16 protein-coding genes are annotated in these 18,011 nt (G+C 67.1%); 12 read left to right on the top strand and 4 right to left on the bottom strand.

Going from position 1 to position 18,011, the window contains the following annotated elements:
- The 11 genes from QK287_RS09190 to QK287_RS09140 all read left to right on the top strand — a co-directional run.
- A partial coding sequence (locus QK287_RS09190; RefSeq protein WP_282359898.1) for a hypothetical protein occupies nucleotides 1-1,364 on the top strand: 1,364 nt, incomplete at its 5' end.
- 6 nt (nucleotides 1,365-1,370) lie between these two features.
- A complete protein-coding gene (locus QK287_RS09185) occupies nucleotides 1,371-2,360 on the top strand; it encodes an HAD-IIA family hydrolase (protein WP_282359897.1) in 990 nt (329 codons plus the stop codon).
- 10 nt (nucleotides 2,361-2,370) lie between these two features.
- Nucleotides 2,371-2,640, top strand: coding sequence for a hypothetical protein (locus QK287_RS09180; RefSeq protein WP_282359896.1), 270 nt, complete (start codon nucleotides 2,371-2,373; stop codon nucleotides 2,638-2,640).
- The gene (locus QK287_RS09175; protein ID WP_282359895.1) at nucleotides 2,637-3,449 is read left to right on the top strand and encodes a TlyA family RNA methyltransferase; all 813 of its coding nucleotides are present in this window, start codon (nucleotides 2,637-2,639) and stop codon (nucleotides 3,447-3,449) included. The genes QK287_RS09180 and QK287_RS09175 overlap by 4 nt, the downstream gene beginning before the upstream one ends.
- Before the next feature lie 22 nt (nucleotides 3,450-3,471).
- Entirely contained in the window at nucleotides 3,472-4,524 is a 1,053-nt protein-coding gene (locus QK287_RS09170) for an NAD kinase (protein WP_282359894.1), read from the top strand.
- A gap of 3 nt (nucleotides 4,525-4,527) precedes the next feature.
- Entirely contained in the window at nucleotides 4,528-6,267 is a 1,740-nt protein-coding gene (recN, locus tag QK287_RS09165) for a DNA repair protein RecN (protein WP_282359893.1), read from the top strand.
- Nucleotides 6,268-6,345: 78 nt separating this feature from the next.
- Nucleotides 6,346-8,124 carry a CTP synthase gene (locus tag QK287_RS09160; protein WP_226775976.1) on the top strand — a complete coding sequence of 593 codons (1,779 nt, stop codon included), beginning with the start codon at nucleotides 6,346-6,348 and terminating at the stop codon, nucleotides 8,122-8,124.
- Between the two features lie 27 nt (nucleotides 8,125-8,151).
- Nucleotides 8,152-8,814 carry an NUDIX hydrolase gene (locus QK287_RS09155; RefSeq protein ID WP_253033183.1) on the top strand — a complete coding sequence of 221 codons (663 nt, stop codon included), beginning with the start codon at nucleotides 8,152-8,154 and terminating at the stop codon, nucleotides 8,812-8,814.
- A gap of 131 nt (nucleotides 8,815-8,945) precedes the next feature.
- Nucleotides 8,946-9,878, top strand: a complete 933-nt coding sequence (gene xerD, locus QK287_RS09150) for a site-specific tyrosine recombinase XerD (RefSeq protein ID WP_282359904.1) — start codon at nucleotides 8,946-8,948, stop codon at nucleotides 9,876-9,878.
- A 193-nt stretch (nucleotides 9,879-10,071) separates the two neighbouring features.
- Complete coding sequence (locus QK287_RS09145; RefSeq protein WP_226775983.1) at nucleotides 10,072-10,590, top strand: 8-oxo-dGTP diphosphatase; 519 nt, start codon at nucleotides 10,072-10,074, stop codon at nucleotides 10,588-10,590.
- Nucleotides 10,591-10,631: 41 nt separating this feature from the next.
- On the top strand, nucleotides 10,632-11,504 hold the full coding sequence (locus QK287_RS09140) for a hypothetical protein (protein ID WP_226775984.1): 873 nt from the start codon (nucleotides 10,632-10,634) through the stop codon (nucleotides 11,502-11,504).
- Between the two features lie 65 nt (nucleotides 11,505-11,569).
- On the opposite strand, the gene QK287_RS09135 is transcribed toward QK287_RS09140, so the two are convergent.
- From QK287_RS09135 to QK287_RS09120, 4 genes are all read right to left on the bottom strand, one after another.
- Nucleotides 11,570-12,709 (bottom strand): bifunctional 2-methylcitrate synthase/citrate synthase, encoded by a 1,140-nt coding sequence (locus QK287_RS09135; RefSeq protein WP_282359892.1) that lies wholly within the window; start codon nucleotides 12,707-12,709, stop codon nucleotides 11,570-11,572.
- A gap of 62 nt (nucleotides 12,710-12,771) precedes the next feature.
- Nucleotides 12,772-13,674: a methylisocitrate lyase gene (gene prpB, locus QK287_RS09130; protein ID WP_253033177.1), complete on the bottom strand. Its 903-nt coding sequence runs from the start codon at nucleotides 13,672-13,674 to the stop codon at nucleotides 12,772-12,774.
- Nucleotides 13,674-15,194, bottom strand: a complete 1,521-nt coding sequence (locus QK287_RS09125; RefSeq protein WP_253033176.1) for an MmgE/PrpD family protein — start codon at nucleotides 15,192-15,194, stop codon at nucleotides 13,674-13,676. Before QK287_RS09125 ends, prpB begins: the two co-directional genes overlap by 1 nt.
- A gap of 12 nt (nucleotides 15,195-15,206) precedes the next feature.
- Nucleotides 15,207-15,848, bottom strand: a complete 642-nt coding sequence (locus QK287_RS09120; RefSeq protein WP_253033175.1) for a GntR family transcriptional regulator — start codon at nucleotides 15,846-15,848, stop codon at nucleotides 15,207-15,209.
- A 144-nt stretch (nucleotides 15,849-15,992) separates the two neighbouring features.
- Between QK287_RS09120 and QK287_RS09115 the strand changes: the two genes are divergently transcribed.
- Nucleotides 15,993-17,927, top strand: coding sequence for a propionyl-CoA synthetase (locus QK287_RS09115; RefSeq protein ID WP_282359903.1), 1,935 nt, complete (start codon nucleotides 15,993-15,995; stop codon nucleotides 17,925-17,927).
- Nucleotides 17,928-18,011: the final 84 nt, after the last annotated feature.

Here is an 18,011-nt window from a genome sequence, read left to right as displayed (position 1 = left end):
GTGCTCCCCGCGAAGGCGGCGCAGAGCGCAGGAGCTTCGGTGCCGGCGGCGGCGACCGGAAGCCCCCCTACAGCGGCGGCGGCGACCGGAAGCCCCCCTACAGCGGCGGCGGAGATCGTGACCGGAAGCCCTATGGTGACCGTGCTCCCCGCGAAGGCGGCGCAGAGCGCAGGAGCTTCGGTGCCGGCGGCGGCGAGAACCGCAGGCCCTTCGGCAACCGTGATGACCGCCCGGCCCGCGGCTTTGACCGCGGTGACTCCGGCCCCCGCCAGTTCGGCCGGGACCGCCCGGAAGACCGCCCGGCCCGCGTCCCCAACGCCCGGGACCTGCGCAGCGCCAACCGCCCCGACCGCGAACGCTCGCCGCAGATTGACGATGATGTTACGGGCAAGGAACTTGACCGTGCCACCCAGCACCAGATCAAGACACTCGAGGACAACAGCGCCGAGTGGGTGGCCCGCCACCTCGTGATGGCAGGGCGTCTGATCGACGATGAGCCGGAGCTGGCATTCCAGCATGCCCTCGCAGCAAGCCGCCGCGGTGGCCGCCTCGCAGCCGTTCGCGAAGCAGTAGGCCTGACCGCCTATGCCGCCGGCCACTATGGTGAAGCCCTGCGCGAGTTCCGCACTTACCGTCGGATCAGCGGTTCCAACATGCACTTGCCCGTGATGGCTGACTGTGAGCGTGGACTCGGACGTGCCGACCGTGCCCTGGAAATGGCCCGCTCCGAGGAAGCCAAGGACCTCGACGCCCCCGGCAAGGCAGAGCTCGCCATCGTGGCCGCCGGTGCCCGGACAGACCTTGGGCAACTCGACGCTGCGGTTTCCGAACTGGAAATTGCCCAGCTCGACATCAACCGTGCATTCTCTTACAGCCCGCGCCTCTTCCGTGCCTACGCCGATGCTCTGGGAGCGGTTGGCCGGACGACTGAAGCGCAGAAGTGGGAACGCCAGGCCGCCGTGGCCGAGAATGCCCTCGGCCTCGACGTCCAGGAGGATCCCGACATCATCGACCTGGGTTGGGATGAGGACGAGGACGCCCGCGAGCAAGAGCAGCAGCGCAGGCTCCTCGCCGATCAGGCTGCCGAGCGGTCCGCCGCTGCGGCCCAGTCGCAGGTGCCGCGTGCTGCCAGCGCTGAGGCCGTCGCGGGCTTCGAGGAAACCGGTGAGGCGGCTGTGACCGCCCTCGACGACGGATCAGACGACGCCGAATCCGACTTCTGGGAATCCGACGACGCTGAATCCGATGAGGACTCCGTGGAGAAGGACACGCTGGACCGCTCCGAGCTCCTGGCCGGCGATAACACCGGCGAAACCGGTAGCGGCGACGCCGACCCGCACGAGCCGGAACGTTCCGAGGACTGATCCGAAATGGCTGCAGCCGAGCTGATTTCGACCTTCGACGCCCTACTCGCCGACCTTGACGGCGTCGTCTATGCAGGCCCGCAGGCCATACCCGGTGCCGTGGAGTCCCTGCGCCGGCTGGCCGTGGCCGGCGTCGGGCTGGGGTACGTCACAAACAACGCCTCCCGGACGCCCGCGCAGGTCGCGCAGCACCTGCGCGAACTCGGCGCCCCGGCGGAGGATCATCAGGTGGTCAGCTCCTCGCAGGCCGCGGGTGAGCTGTTGGCTTCGCTGCTGCCGGCGGGCGCCCGCGTCCTGATCACGGGCGGCGACTCACTGGCGCAGGAGATTGAACTCGCCGGGCTGGTGCCCGTCCGCAGCGAGGCGGAGAACCCCGTCGCCGTCGTTCAGGGTTTTCATCCCGATCTCGGCTGGAAAGACCTCGCGGAAGCCGCCTATGTTGTTGCCGGTGGGGCCTTGTGGGTGGCCACCAACACGGACATGTCGATACCGCAGGCACGAGGCATTGCACCGGGGAACGGAACCCTGGTCGCTGCCGTGGCCGCCGCCACCGGAAAGCGGCCCCTCGTCGCCGGAAAGCCGGAAGCGCAGCTGTTCCACACGGCGGCCAAACGCCTTGCCGCCGACCGGCCGCTGGTTGTCGGTGACCGTCTGGACACCGATATCCTCGGCGGCAACAACGCCGGCTATGCCACGGTGGCCGTCCTGACCGGCGTCGACACGCGCGAATCGATCCTGGCCGCCCGAACCCTCGAACGGCCCGACTATCTTATTAACGACCTCACCGACCTCTACCGCCCGTACCCGGTGGTTGAGGTCGACGCCGGACAGCACCGCTGCGGCGCGGCCTCCGCCGAAGTGCAAGGACGGACAGTGCATGTCAGCGGTGATCCCGGCAACCTCGATTCATGGCGGGCCGCCTGTTCGGCCTGGTGGGCGGCCAACCCTGAGGCCGCCACTGCCTTGGCGCCGGACCTTAAATGGCTGGATCACTAGACTGGGGACCATGACCGAGCTCAACCACATCACCGAAAAGGACTTCGCTGCGGCGCAAGTGCCGGCCAGCTGGCCGAGGCGTCCGGAGAATGCGCCCGAAGCCGGCGGACAGCCCGTATCAACGGACCCGGCGGTAGCCGCCCTCCTGGGCGGCCTTAGGAAGCTGCCGGAGCTGCCGGTGGCGGCGCACGCGGAGATGTACGCCAGCCTGCACGATGAACTGCTGGCCGCCCTGAATGAGTCCGCAACTACCACGTCACCAGGGGATGCCACGACATGAGCAGGCTTGACCAGGCCCTCGTCGGCCGTGGGCTGGCGCGGTCCCGCACCCACGCAGCGCGACTGATATCCGAAGGCAAAGTCAGTTCCAACGGGGCCGTACTTGCGAAGGCCTCGCTCCAGGTCCGGGACGATGCAAGCCTGGACGTGGCAGCCGCGGATGAGGACAACTACGTCAGCCGCGCCGGGCACAAGCTGGCCGGCGCACTGGATGCTTTCCCGGCCGTCGGGGTTGAAGGCAAGCGCTGCCTGGACGCGGGCGCCTCCACCGGCGGGTTCACCGAGGTTCTGCTGCGACGCGGTGCCGCCCACGTGGTGGCCGTCGATGTGGGCCACGACCAACTGGTCCCCGCGATCCGCAATGACCCCCGCGTTTCCGTCCACGAGGGACTGAATGTCCGCTACATAACACCGGAGGAGATCGGCGGGGCGGCAGCGCTGACGGTGGCCGACCTGTCATTCATTTCCCTCACCCTCGTGCTGGCAGCCCTCGCCGCGTGCACGGAGCCTGGCGGGGACCTGGTCCTGATGGTGAAGCCGCAGTTCGAGATCGGCAAGGACCGGCTGGGCCGCACCGGTGTTGTCACCTCGGACCGGGAGCGCCGCCTTGCGGTGGGCAAAGTGGCGGCGGAAGCGGTGGACACGGGCCTGGAACTGAAGGGCCTTGCCAGCAGCCCGCTGCCCGGCCAGGACGGAAACGTCGAGTACTTCCTGTGGATAAAGCGCGGGATGAGGACAGACCTGCCTAAGATCGAAGAGCGGGACGCAGCCGTTGCTGCGTTACTCGGAACGATCTGGCCCAAGTACTAGAAGCACTAGAAGGCGGAACCCGATGAGCAGGCGCGTCCTCATCCTTGCCCACACCGGCCGTGAGGAGTCACTCAAGGCTGCCTGGGAGGCGTGCGCCGGGCTCCACGACTCCGGCATCGTTCCCGTGATGCTGAAATCCGAACTTGGCGACATGGTCCGCTTCTTCGGACGACTCGACCAGCCTGTTGAGATCCTCCATGACCATGTGATGCTGCCGGAAGTGGAGCTCGTGATGGTCCTCGGCGGCGACGGGACAATCCTTCGTGCCGCGGAACTGGTGCGCGAGGTCGACGTGCCGCTGCTCGGCGTGAACCTCGGCCACGTCGGATTCCTGGCCGAGAGTGAGCGGGCGGACCTCGCCCAGACCGTGGAGTGGATCGCGAGCCGCGAGTACACCGTGGAAGAGCGGATGACCATCGACGTCCAGGTCTGGGTCCGCGGGCAGAAGATCTGGCATACCTGGGCCTTGAACGAGGCAGCCATCGAGAAGGGCAACCGGGAACGGATGCTCGAGGTAGTCACCGAGGTGGATGAGCGCCCGCTGACCTCCTTCGGCTGCGACGGCGTTGTCCTGGCCACTCCCACCGGCTCCACCGCTTACGCCTTCTCCGCCGGCGGCCCGGTGGTGTGGCCCGAGGTTGAGGCGCTGCTGATCGTGCCGATCAGTGCGCACGCGCTCTTCGCCAAACCACTGGTGGTCTCGCCCCGGTCCCGGCTCGCCGTCGAAATCCTGAACCGGACCGGAGCCCAGGGGGTGCTGTGGTGTGACGGGCGGCGCTCGGTGGACCTCCCGCCCGGAGCGCGCGTGGAAGTGACCCGCTCCGCCACCCCCGTCCGCCTCGCCCGAACGCACCAGACGCCGTTCTCCGGCCGCCTGGTCCGCAAGTTTGAACTGCCCATCCAAGGCTGGCGCGGTCCGACGCCCGCAGCCTCCGCGATCAACACCGGCCCGGTGCCGGTGATCCGCACGCCCCGGCCGATGCCCCCGCTGCCGACTCCGCTGCCGACTCCGCCGCAGGCTGGGCCGCCGCACGCGGGCCCGGGCGAGACTCCTAATCCATCGACTGCGAAGTGAACCATGCTTGAAGAACTGAGAATCCGCGACCTCGGCGTTATTACCGACGCCACGCTTCCCCTCGGCCCGGGCCTGAGCGTCGTGACCGGAGAGACCGGCGCCGGTAAGACCATGGTGGTCACCGCCGTCGGGCTGCTGCTCGGCGCACGCTCCGACGCCGGGGCCGTGCGCAGCGGCGCGAAGAGCGCCTCAGCGGAGGCAACTGTGACGCTCGACGCCGGCCACCCAGCCGTGGCGCGCGCCCGCGAGGCCGGGGCAGAGATTGGGGAGTTCGACGGCGGTGCTGAGTTGCTGCTCGCCCGCACTGTGGGTGCAGACGGCCGCAGCCGAGCCTATCTGGGCGGGCGCGCCGCGCCCGTAGGGGTGCTCGGCGAAATAGGCGAAACCCTTGTGGTGGTCCACGGACAGTCCGGGCAGATCCGGCTCAAGAGCCCCGTCGCGCAGCGCGAAGCCCTCGACAAGTTCGCGGGGGAGGGCCTGACCGCGGCGCGCAGCAGCTACCAGGAGCTCTACGCCCGGTGGAAGTCCAGCCAAGCCGAATTGGCGGAGCTCCGCAGCGCCGCCCGGGAACGGCTCCGGGAGGCCGAATCCCTGGAAGCTGCGCTGGCCGAGATCGATGCTGTCGACCCGCAGCCCGGCGAAGACGAATCGCTGAAGGCCGAGGCCGTCAAACTCGCCAACGTCGAGGAACTCCGGATCGCAGCCACCACCGCACATCAGGCGCTCATCGCCGAGGACTTCGGCGAGGGCAACGATGCTACGGCCCTGGTGGATTCCGCCAAGCGCACCCTCGAGCATGTCGCCGAACATGACGGGGAACTCGGCTCCGCGGCTGCCCGCTTGGCCGAGGTCGGCTTCCTGCTGAACGATATCGCCACCGAACTCGCCAGCTACCAGGCCACCCTGGACACCGAGGGCCCGGAACGGCTTGCCGAGATTGAGGACCGCAGGGCGGCCCTGGCGACGCTGGTGCGCAAGTACGCCCCGAGCATCGATGAAGTACTGGTGTGGGCTGAAGAATCCCGGAAACGGTTCCTGGAACTGCAGGACGACTCCCTCCGGATCGAGGCGCTGGAGGCCGAGGTGGTTCGCGCAGGCACCGAACTGGCCAAGCAGGCCGGCGGACTCAGCAAGCTGCGCAAAAAGGCCGCCAAAGACCTCTCCGTTCGGGTCAGCGCCGAGCTCAAGGCCCTGGCGATGGCGGATGCCACCCTGGTGATCAACGTCGAATCCGCCGGGCAGCCCGGACCGTTCGGAGCGGATGAGATCTCCTTCCTGCTCCAGCCCCACTCCGGCGCCCCCGCGCGCCCGCTGGGCAAGGGCGCATCCGGCGGTGAACTGTCCCGCGTGATGCTCGCCATCGAAGTGGTGCTGGCCGCCGTCGACCCGGTCCCCACCTTCGTTTTCGACGAGGTCGACGCCGGCGTGGGCGGCCGCGCCGCCGTCGAGATCGGCCGCCGGCTGGCGATGCTCGCCCGGCACGTCCAGGTCCTTGTTGTGACCCACCTGCCCCAAGTGGCGGCCTTCGCCGATCAGCACATCCGGGTCACCAAGACCTCAGTGCGCGGCGCCGACGGTTCCACGGCGGCCGGTTTCACCTCCAGTGACGTCCAACTACTCGGCGAAGCGGAGCGCGTCCGCGAACTCGCCCGGATGCTCGCCGGGCAGGAGGATTCCGAATCCGCGCAGGCCCACGCCCAGGAGTTGCTGGACGATGCCCGGCTCCTGCCGCAGCAAGCCTGAGCGCCCCGTGCGGCGGCCCGTATACGGGATGACCAGCACGGCGGAATCCCGCGGACAGGACCTCGGAAGGCCGAATTGATGATAGGCTCGAACTCCGTGGTGCAGCGATCAAATTCCCGTGTAAATTCCCGGTTCCCGGGCTCGTCCAAGACGACCAAACACATCTTCGTAACCGGTGGTGTGGCGTCCTCGCTCGGTAAGGGACTGACGGCTTCGAGCCTCGGTCACCTCCTGCGGGCACGCGGCTTGTCTGTAACTATGCAAAAGCTCGATCCCTATCTGAACGTGGATCCGGGCACGATGAACCCCTTCCAGCATGGCGAAGTCTTCGTCACCGACGACGGCGCCGAAACGGACCTCGACATCGGCCACTACGAGCGCTTCCTCGATGAGAACCTCGAAGGCTCGGCCAACGTCACAACCGGGCAGGTCTACTCCACGGTCATCGCCAAGGAGCGCCGCGGCGAGTACCTCGGCGACACCGTCCAGGTTATTCCGCACATTACCGATGAAATCAAGCGGCGTATGCGGCTTCCGGCCGAGGGCAAGCACGCCCCCGACGTGATCATCACCGAAATCGGCGGCACCGTGGGCGACATCGAGTCGCAGCCGTTCCTTGAATCCGCCCGTCAGGTCCGCCAGGACATCGGCCGCGGAAATGTGTTTTTCCTGCATGTCTCCCTCGTGCCCTACATTGGACCGTCGCAGGAACTGAAGACCAAGCCGACGCAGCACTCAGTTGCCGCATTGCGCTCCATCGGCATCCAGCCGGAGGCAATTGTGGTCCGGTCGGACCGCGAAGTCCCGCAGGCCATGCGCGACAAGATCGGCCGCATGTGCGACGTCGACCTTGACGCCGTCATCGGCTGCCCCGATGCTCCGAGCATTTACGACATCCCGAAGACCCTGCACTCCCAGGGCCTGGATTCCTACATCGTCCGCGCCCTCGACCTGCCGTTTAAGGACGTTGACTGGACCAGCTGGGATAAACTCCTGGACGCGGTTCACAACCCCAAGCACGAGGTTGAGGTCGCCCTGGTCGGAAAGTACATCGACCTGCCGGACGCCTACCTGTCCGTAACCGAGGCGTTGCGTGCCGGCGGTTTTGCCAACGACACCAAGGTCAAGATCCGCTGGGTCCCCTCGGACGAATGCGAAACCCATGAAGGTGCGGTCACGTCCCTGGCCGGGGTCGACGCGATCTGTGTCCCTGGCGGCTTCGGCATCCGGGGCCTCGAAGGCAAGCTCGGCGCGCTGAAGTACGCCCGCGAGAGCAAGCTCCCCGTGCTGGGACTCTGCCTGGGCCTGCAGTGCATGGTGATCGAGTACGCCCGCAACGTGGTGGGCCTCGAGGGCGCTTCCTCGTCCGAGTTCGAGCCGGATTCAAAGTACCCGGTGATCGCCACGATGGAAGAGCAGTTGGACATCGTCGACGGCAAGGGCGACCTGGGCGGCACCATGCGCCTGGGCCTGTACGAGGCCAAACTGGACGAGGGGTCCGTGGTCGCCGAGACCTACGGCACCACCACGGTTAGTGAACGGCACCGCCACCGCTACGAGGTCAACAACAAATACCGTGAGCAGATTGCGGCCAAGGGGCTGGTGTTCTCCGGAACGTCACCCGACGGCAAGCTGGTGGAGTACGTCGAGCTGCCCCGCGAAGTCCACCCGTACTACGTTGCCACGCAGGCGCACCCGGAACTGAGCTCACGCCCGACCCGGCCGCATGCGCTGTTCTCGGGACTTGTGAAGGCTGCCCTGGAACACCAGAAGGGCGCCGGACCGGCGGAGGTATCAGCAGGGACTGCTGTGAAGGCTCCGGCGGCAGCTAAAGCAGCCCCGGCAGCGTCGAAGTAACCACCAACTAAATCAAAGGACGGCGCGATGCCCGGTAAGCCTGAAACCCCCAATGCTGCACGGCAGGTTTCGGATGAGCCGAGCCCGCGCCGTCTTTTGTCTTCCAGTACGGTCTATCAAGGCCGGATCTGGGACGTTGTCAGTGACAGTTTCCAGCTCAACGACGACGGCGATCCGCTGGTCCGCGACTACATCGACCACCCCGGGGCGGTGGCGGTCCTGCCGATGAACGACGCCGGGGAAGTGCTGTTGATCAAGCAGTACCGGCACCCCGTCGGGATGGATCTGTGGGAAATCCCTGCCGGGCTCCTTGATGTAGAAGGCGAGGACTTCGTGGCCGGGGCGGCCAGGGAACTCGCCGAGGAGGCCGACCTCGTCGCCGGGCAGTGGAATGTGCTGGCGGACTTCTTCAATTCCCCCGGCTCCTCCAGCGAAGCCATCCGCATCTACCTCGCCCGGGACCTGAGCGATGTGCCCGGGCACGAACTTCACGTCCGCACCGACGAGGAAGCAGAAATCGAACTCCACTGGATTTCCCTGGACGACGCCGTCCAGGCGGTGTTGGAGGGGCGCCTGCACAACCCGTCCGCCGTCGTCGGACTCCTCGCCGCCGCAGCCGCGCGGGCCGGCAACTTCACGGGCCTTCGCCCGGGCAACGCGCCGTGGCCGGCGCACCCCAGCCAGCGCTGACGATGGAACCGCTCACTGCCGAGCCGTCGGCTCCGGCGCACCTTCCGGCTCCGGTGCCCTCGATCGCAGAAGTGCCCGCACCCGTCCCGGCACAGCCCCCGGTGCGGCCGCCGACGGCAATCGACCGCGCCATGACGGATTACCTCCAGCACATGGGCGTGGAACGGGGGCTCGCGGCCAACACCCTTTCCGCCTATCGGCGCGACCTGGCCCGCTATGCCAGGCACCTCAGCCGTTCGGGCCGCCAGCGTCCGGACGAGGTCACCCGGCAGGACGTCACCGGCTTCGTCCAGGCGCTCTCCGACGGCTCCGACGGCGGCTCTGCACTGGGCATCCGGTCGGCGGCCCGAACGGTGGTGGCGGTCCGCGGACTCCATAAGTTTTGGGCCCTTGAGGGCGTCACTCCCACCGACCCGGCCAGCGATGTCCACCCGCCCATGCCCGGCAAACGGCTGCCCAAGGCCATCAGTGTCGACGAAGTCACCAGGATCCTGGAAGCGGTCGGCACAGACACCGCCACCGGGCTGCGGGACCGGGCGCTGCTGGAGTTCCTCTATTCCACCGGCGCCCGGATCAGCGAAGCGGTGGGCCTCGACGTCGACGATATTTCGCTGCACACAGCAGGGCGGAACGAACAGGACGACGCCGGGCCCGCGATTGTCAGGCTGTTCGGCAAGGGGTCAAAAGAACGGCTCGTCCCGCTGGGTTCGTTCGGCGCACGCGCACTCGACGCCTACCTGGTCCGAGGCCGTCCGCTGCTCTCGGCCAAGGGCAAGGGCACCCCGGCACTGTTCCTGAACGCCCGCGGCGGACGTATCAGCCGGCAGAGCGCCTGGACCATCCTCAAGACCGCGGCTGAGAAAGCCCACATCACCAAGGCCGTTTCGCCGCACACCCTTCGGCACTCGTTCGCCACGCACCTGCTCGAGGGCGGGGCCGACGTACGTGTGGTGCAGGAACTGCTGGGCCACGCATCCGTGACCACCACGCAGGTTTACACGCTGGTCACGGCGGACACCCTTCGGGAGATCTACGCCGCCGCGCACCCCCGGGCGCTGGGCTAGAAGGATTTTTCCGGACGGCTGTAAGAATTGCCGGCTATCCGGAAACATGGAGTACACCGGAGGGATTTCGGGTATCGGGGTAGCGGGGCGGTCCCATGCTGTTGGAACGCGAAACGGAGTTTGAAGCCCTTTACCGGGACCCGGCAGCGGGTCCCGACGTCGTGGCAGGCTCGGCGCGGCTACCCTTGGACCTATGCCGTCGACTCCCGTCACCCTCTGCTTTCTGCTCCGCGAGCCGGAGGCAGGTTCAACCGAGGTGCTGCTGGGCCTGAAGCTCACCGGCTTTGGTGCCGGAAAGGTCGTGGGCATCGGCGGCCATGTGGAAGCAGGGGAGAGCGATGCCCAGGCCGTTGTCCGGGAAGTGCGGGAAGAAACCGGCCTGATGGTGCACCAGGAGGATCTGGCCGACGCCGGCAACGTCGAGTTCATCTTCCCCGCCCGGCCGGAATGGAACATGTACTGCCGCCTCTTCACCACCCGCCGTTGGGAAGGGGAGCCCGCCGAGAGCACCGAAATCGCGCCGGAATGGTTCGCCGTCGATGCGCTTCCGCTGCAGCGTATGTGGCAGGATGCGGAGCACTGGCTGCCGCCGGCGCTGGCAGGCGAAAGCATCGACGTCGTCGTGGTTCTCCATGCTGACAACGAAACAGTTGCGACGGTCGATAGACTGCCCGTGGGATCGCGGCCCCGGCGCCGGCCAACCGGTAACTAAACCGGGGAAAATCATCAGCTTGCACACACCGGAGGACGAACATGGAATCAATCAAGGACACCACGGGAAGTGCCTTCAGCGACGATGAAGTGATGCCGGGTTCCGGCGCGGAACCGGTCCCGCGCCGCCGGTGGCCCTGGGTGGTTGCGATCGCTGCCATAGCCGCGGCCGGAGTCGCCGCAGGTCTGGTGATAGCTGGCAACCTGGTCCCCGCGCCGCCTGCCGTAACGGCCGGAAGCGTAGCCGCACCCACGGCTTCCGCTCCGCCGAGTACGGAACCGGGCCCGGGCCCTTCCGCCAGTTCAGCGTCCCCGTCGAGCGCGCAGTCAACGGCCCCGGCAACGGGCGGGCCCGTCGCCGGGCCCGCGGACCGGCGCTACGTTAGCGCTGCGGCCGGAGCGTCTTTTGAGCTGCCCGACGGCTGGACAGCCGAGGAGTCCACGGTCGGGTCCGCCGACTATCCGGGAACCCGCATCATTGTTTTCAACGAGGACCGGATGCAAGTCGCGGCGCTTTACCACGGCGCCGGCAGCGGGGTTGGCGGGGCCTGCGGTCCTGGTCCCTACCCCATAACGGAGCTGGACACGGCGCCCGCCCTGGACAATAAGTGGGCAACCGCGGCCGGGGTGCGGTTTTCCTACCGGGTCCTCGATCTGCGGGCCGACGGCGGTGCCTTCGACTACCAACTTGGACTGGTCGACAGGGCGAGCGGCGAGTTGACCGACGGGTGCCTGATGTACTCGTTCGTCAACGGCGCACCCCGGGGCACACTCTCCTTTGCAAACCGGGCCGCCCAAAGTCCCCGGCACGATGACCCCATCTTCAACTCGATGGCCGAAGCCCGGGACTACCTGGCGACACCCGAATACCGCAAGCTCAAGGCCATGATCCTCAGCCTGGAGATGCAGGACTAGGAGCACAACAAGGAACGGCCGGTTACCCTTGGGGTGACCGGCCGCTCCGCATTGTTTTGCGGGATCTAGCTCAGGTGCCGTTCCTCCACGCCGTTGTATTCGCTCAACGGGCGGATCAGCGAGTTCGCGGCCAGCTGCTCCATAATGTGCGCCGTCCAACCGGTGATCCGGCTGGCAACGAACAGCGGAGTGAAAGTCGGGGTGTCGAAGCCCATCAGGTGGTACGTGGGTCCGGCCGGGTAGTCGAGGTTCGGCTTGATTGCCTTGGCCTCGTCCATCGCCGACTCCAAACCGTTGTACAGCCCCAGCAGCTCCGGCCGGCCATAGTGCGCGATCATCTTGTCCAGGGCGGCCTTCATGGTGGGCACCCGGGAGTCGCCGTGCTTGTACACGCGGTGGCCGAAGCCCATGACCTTCTTCTTCTGCGCCAGCGCATCCTCCATCCACGCCTTCGCGCGGGTGGCTGCCTCGTCCAGGGACTCTTCCGGGCGGATTCCGATCTCATCGAAGGTGTGCATTACGGCCTCGTTCGCCCCGCCGTGCAGCGGGCCCTTTAGCGCCCCGATCGCACCGGTCACAGCCGAATGCAGGTCCGAAAGCGTCGAGGTGATCACCCGGGCGGTGAACGTCGAGGCATTAAAGGAGTGCTCCGCGTACAGGATCATCGAGACGTTAAAAGCCTCAACAACTTCCTGGACGGGCTCCTCACCGAAGGCCATCCAGAGGAAGTTGGCTGAGTAGCCCAGGTCGTCGCGGGGCTCCACCAGCTCCTGGCCGTGGCGCCGGCGCTGGTCGTAGGAGACCACCGCCGGCATCGCGGCGAAGAGGTCAGCGGCCTTTGCCATGTTTGCCTCGCGGGAGGAGTCCTCGGCGAGGGGATGCCGGGCACCCATAACGGAGGCCGCCGTGCGGCAGACGTCCATCGGATGCGAGCTGGTCGGCAGCGCGTCAATGACCTGCTTGACGACCGGGTCCAGCGCCCGCCCGGCGCGTTCCCGGGCAGTGAAATCCGCCAGTTGCGCCGGCGTCGGCAGCTCGCCGTTCCAGAGCAGGTAAGCGACTTCCTCGAAGCTGCACTTGGCGGCCAGCTCCTGCACGGGGTACCCGCGGTAGAGCAGTGAATTGCTGTCCGGGTTCACCTTGGAGACCGCGGTGTAATCCACCACGACGCCGGCGAGGCCCTTTTTGATCTCTTGTTCAGCCATGCTGAGACTCCTTTGTTCCTGTCGCCTGTTGAACCGGCCGTGGCCGGAAGTCCGATGCGAGCCTACCGACCCGGGATCTGGAAGTTGAAAACGCCGGTATCAAAGCTGTTGTAGGCCTCGTAGTCCACGAGATCATACAAACGCGCCCGGGTCAGCATGTTCCCGACCTGGGCCTCCTGGGTACCGTCAGCCTTAATCGACTCCAGCGTACGCTCCGCAGCGCCCATGGCACTACGGAGCAGGGTCACCGGGTAAATGATCATGTTGACCCCGACGGCGGCGAGCTGCTCCACGGTGAACAGCGCGCTCTGGCCGAACTCGGTCATGTTGGCCAAAATCGGCACGTCGACGGCGTCCCGGATCGCCTGGAATTCGCTGAGGTCTTTCATGGCTTCCGGGAAGATGGCGTCCGCCCCGGCCTCCACGAGCGCCTTGGCCCGATCCTGCGTTGCCTTCAGGCCGTCCGTGGCACGGATATCGGTCCGGGCCATGATCAGGAAGTTTGGGTCGCGCCTGGCATCTGCCGCGGCCCGGATGCGTTTCGTGGCGGTGTCCAGGTCCACGACGTTTTTGCCGTCGAGGTGGCCGCAGCGCTTCGGGTTGAACTGGTCCTCGATGTGCAGGCCGGCCAGGCCCGCATTCTCAAGCTCCTGGACCGAGCGGGCGACGTTCATCGGCTCGCCGAAGCCCGTGTCGGCGTCGACGATGCTGGGCAGATCGGTCATCCGGGCGATCTGCCCGGCGCGGGTGGCCACCTCGGTGAGTGTGGTCAGCCCGATGTCCGGCAGGCCCAGGTCATTGGCCAGGACAGCGCCGGAAATGTAAACCCCGGCAAAGCCCTTCTCCTCGATCAGCCGGGCTGAGAGCGGGTTGAACGCGCCCGGGAACTGCTGGATCGTACCCGACGCCAGGAGCTCGCGGAAGCGGATCCGCTTCTGCTCCGGGGTGACCTTCGAGTACAGCATTAGAAGAGTCCCTTCGGTGCTGCGGCCAGGTCGATCACACCGTCGGCGGCCTTGATGTTCAGCTGGTCCAGCTCCCCGGCGGCGAGCTCCGGCAGGCGGGCGGCGGCGGCGAGGAAACGGTCGATTTCCGCATCGGCGACGAGGCCGGCGGCGAGGGTGCGGAACTTGTTCACGTACTGTTCCCGCGCGAACGGCCGGGCGCCCAGCGGGTGGGCGTCGGCGACGGCAATCTCGTCAGTGATGACAGTTCCGTCCTTGAGCGTGATGACCACGGTGCCGCCGAAAGCCTTCTCCGCAATGTCCAGGGAGTGGTAGCGGCGGGTCCATTCCGGATCCTCCACGGTGGTGACCTTGTGCCAGAGTTCCACTGTGTCCGGACGCGCGGCGCGATCGGGGGCGTAGGAATCGACGTGATGCCAGGAGCCGTCCTGCAGGGCGACCGTGAAGATGTACGGGATCGAGTGGTCCAGCGTTTCGCGGCTCGCCGTGGGGCTGTACTTCTGCGGGTCGTTTGCCCCGGAGCCGATGACATAGTGCGTGTGGTGGCTGGTCTTGATCAGCACGGACTCAACGTTGGCCGGGTCGGTGACCTGCGGGTGGGTACCGTGGAGTTTGCGTGCCAGGTCGATCCAGGCCTGGGCCTGGTACTCAGCCGAGTGTTCTTTGGTGTACGTGTCCATAATGGCGCGTTTGGCTTCGCCGGGCGTTGGCAGGGGCACGGTGTAGGAGGCATCGGGGCCGTCCAGCATCCAGGCGATCACACCGTCCTCGCCTTCGTAGATCGGCACCGGCGACGTCTGGCCGCGGATGGCACGGTCCGCGGACTCGACGGCCATTTTGCCCGCGAACGCCGGGGCGTGGGCTTTCCAGGTGGAGATCTCGCCCTTGCGGGACTGCCGGGTGGCGGTGGTGGTGTGCAGGGCCTGTCCGATGGACTGGAAAATCGTTTCGACCTCGAGCCCGAGCAGGGTCCCGATACCGGCGGCGGCAGAGGGGCCGAGGTGTGCGACGTGGTCGATCTTGTGCTTGTGCAGGCAGATGGCCTTGACCAGGTTGACCTGGATCTCGTAGCCGGTGGCGATGCCGCGGATCAGGTCGTGGCCGCTGGAGCCCACATGCTGGGCAACGGCGAGGATCGGCGGAATATTGTCGCCCGGGTGGGAGTACTCCGCGGCGAGGAACGTGTCGTGGTAATCGAGTTCACGAACGGCGACCCCGTTGGCCCAGGCCGCCCATTCAGGCGCCACCCGCTCTTCGATGCCAAAGACCTTCGAACCCTTGCCGCCGGTGGTGGGGCCGTGGGTCAGCGCCTGGGCGCGGGCGGCGACGATCGGTGCGCGGTTCAGCGAGGCAATCGCCACCGAGGCGTTGTCGATGACGCGGTTGATGACCATGTCGGTGACCTCGGCGGTGACGGCGACGGGATCCGCGGCCACCGTTGCAATCTTGAAGGCGAGCTGGTCCTCGCGGGGCAGGTTTTCTTCGCTCTTGTAGACGCGGACGTGGTGTTCCTTGACCATGGTGCTCCTTAGTTAGTGGGGTACGTGGGTGGCTTTGACGTGGGTAAGACTGCGGTGCAGGTGCAGCGTGGTGGCTGCCTCGGCCAGCCGGGGGTTGCCGGCGGCGATCGCCTCGGCGATGGCGGCATGCTCGGCGGCGGCGGCGGTGAGCCGCTCGGCGTCGTCGGCTGCCAGCCGGCGGACCCGGACCAGGTGGACGCGCAGGCTGCGCATTGCCTGGGCGAGGTAGGAGTTATGGATCGCGGCGTCGATGGCTGCGTCCAGCCGTCCGACCAAGCCGTAGTAGTCGTGCAGGGCGGGATTCTCGCCGCTGACCAGGGCCGGGGCCCGGCGCAGTTCGTTGCGCAGCTGTTCGAAGGTGGCGGCGTTGCCGCGTTCGGCCGCCAGCGCCGCGGCCTTGCCCTCGAGGGTCTCCCGCAGTTCAAAAAGTTCGTCGATGTCCTCCAGCGAGATGTCGGTGACAACAACGCCGCGGCCGCCCGCCGTCGTGGTCAGACCCTCCGCGGTGAGCCGGCTCAAGGCCTCCCGCAGCGGGGTGCGGGAGATGCCGAGCCGCTCGGACTGTTCGACTTCCGCGAGTACCGTTCCCGGCGCCAGCCGCCACTCGATGATGTCCTCGCGCAGGGCCGCATAGGCCTTGTCGCTTGCGCGCATCCTGACTCCTTCGTTGCCTGACCCTTCCAGTGTATACAGGAAGACCAATTTTGCCCAGCTTTTGCCAGTCATCCGGTTCTTTGTTTCCATCTGTGTATACATAAGCCTTGTGCGGGCCGCTCCGGCGGGACTACCATAAGCACCATCACATCGTCGTGGACGGGACACATTCTTATGGTTACCAAGAACTACCAGGACAGCTACCAGGCCAGCCTGGCGACACCGGAAGCATTCTGGCTGGAAGCCGCAGCGAAAGTCTCCTGGACTGTCCCGCCGCAGCGTGCCCTCGATTCCAGCCGGGCCCCGCTGTACGACTGGTTCCCCGACGGAGTGCTCAACACCTCCTACAACGCGCTGGACCGTCACGTGGCGGCGGGCCGGGGCGCGCAGGACGCCCTGATCTACGACTCCGCCATGCTCGGCACGCAGCAGCGCTTCAGCTACAGCGAACTGACGGACCTCGTTGCCCGGTTCGCCGGCGTTTTGCGCCGCCAGGGCGTCGGTAAGGGAGACCGTGTGGTGATCTACATGCCGATGATCCCCGAGGCGGCCATCGCCATGCTCGCCACGGCCCGGCTCGGCGCCGTGCACTCAGTGGTCTTCGGCGGCTTTGCCCCCAAGGAACTCGCCGCCCGAATCCGCGATGCCGCCCCGGCCGCCGTGGTCACGGCCTCCGGCGGCATCGAACCCTCACGCCGGATCGAGTATCTCCCGGCGGTCGAGGAGGCCCTCGGCCTGGCCGGGTCGCCGGGCACTCCGGTCGTGGTCAAGGCCAGGGAAGGCTTCGCCTCCTCGGTGGCCGGCCACGCCGGCTGGCTGGACTGGGATACCGAGATGGCGACCGCCGCGCCCGCCGCGCCGGTGGACGTCAGGGCCACTGATCCGCTGTACATTCTCTACACCTCGGGCACCACCGGCGCGCCAAAGGGCGTGGTGCGGGACAACGGCGGCCATGCAGTGGCGCTGCGCTGGACCCTTGAGAACATCTACGACATCGGCCCCGGCGACGTGATGTGGACCGCCTCCGACGTCGGTTGGGTGGTGGGGCATTCCTACATCGTCTACGGCCCGCTGCTGGCCGGCGCCACGACGGTGCTCTACGAAGGCAAGCCCGTGGGCACACCCGACGCCGGCGCGTTCTGGCGGGTCATCCAGGACCACAAGGTCAACGTCCTGTTCACCGCGCCCACCGCGCTGCGGGCCATCCGGAAGGCCGATTCCGAGGCGGAGCTCCTGGCCGAGTACGACATTTCCAGTCTGCGCACCCTGTTTGCCGCCGGTGAACGGCTGGACACCGATACTTTCCACTGGGCCTCCCGGATCCTGGGCGTTCCCGTGGTGGACCACTGGTGGCAGACCGAGACCGGCTGGGCCATCTGCGCGAACCCGCGCGGACTCGACGGGCTGCCGATCAAGGCAGGCTCGCCCAGTGTGCCAATGCCCGGCTTCAAGCTGAATATCGTGGACGGCGCGGGTGCGGACGTCGAGGCGGGCACCGAGGGCAACATCGTGCTGTCGCTGCCGCTGCCGCCGGGCACGCTGACAACGCTGTGGGGCGACGACGAGCGCTACATCTCCTCGTACCTGCAGGCGTTCGAGGGCTACTACGCCACCGGGGACTCCGGTTACCGCGACGAGGACGGATACCTCTTCGTGATGGGCCGAACCGACGACATCATCAACGTCGCGGGCCACCGGCTCTCCACCGGCGCCATGGAACAGGTGATCGGCCAGCACCCGGCCGTCGCCGAGTGTGCCGTAATCGGGCTCGCGGACCCGTTGAAGGGCCAACGTCCCAGCGGCTACGTGGTGCTGAAGTCTGGGGTTGAGGTGTCCGCGGAGATCCTGGTCAAGGACCTCATCGCCTTGGTCCGGCGCGACATCGGCGCCGTCGCGGACTTCAAGCACGTCACCGTCGTCGATGCGCTGCCCAAGACGCGCTCCGGAAAGATCCTGCGCAAGACCATGCGTCAAATCGCCGACGGCGAAGACTACGTGGTGCCCTCGACGATCGAGGACGCCGGCGTGATCGACCAGCTGATCGGGACCCTGCGCCCGGGCCGGTCAATCTCGCCTTAGCAGGACGCCGAGTTGGCATTTCGGGGCAGTGTTTCGAGGAAACATTGCCCCGAAATGCCAACTCGGCGGCGTCGAGGTACGGGC

Source organism: Arthrobacter sp. AL05 (genome assembly GCF_029960715.1).
Classification (GTDB): domain Bacteria; phylum Actinomycetota; class Actinomycetes; order Actinomycetales; family Micrococcaceae; genus Arthrobacter.
Note: the sequence above shows the minus strand (reverse complement) of the source record. Positions and strands in the feature narration are given on the sequence as shown.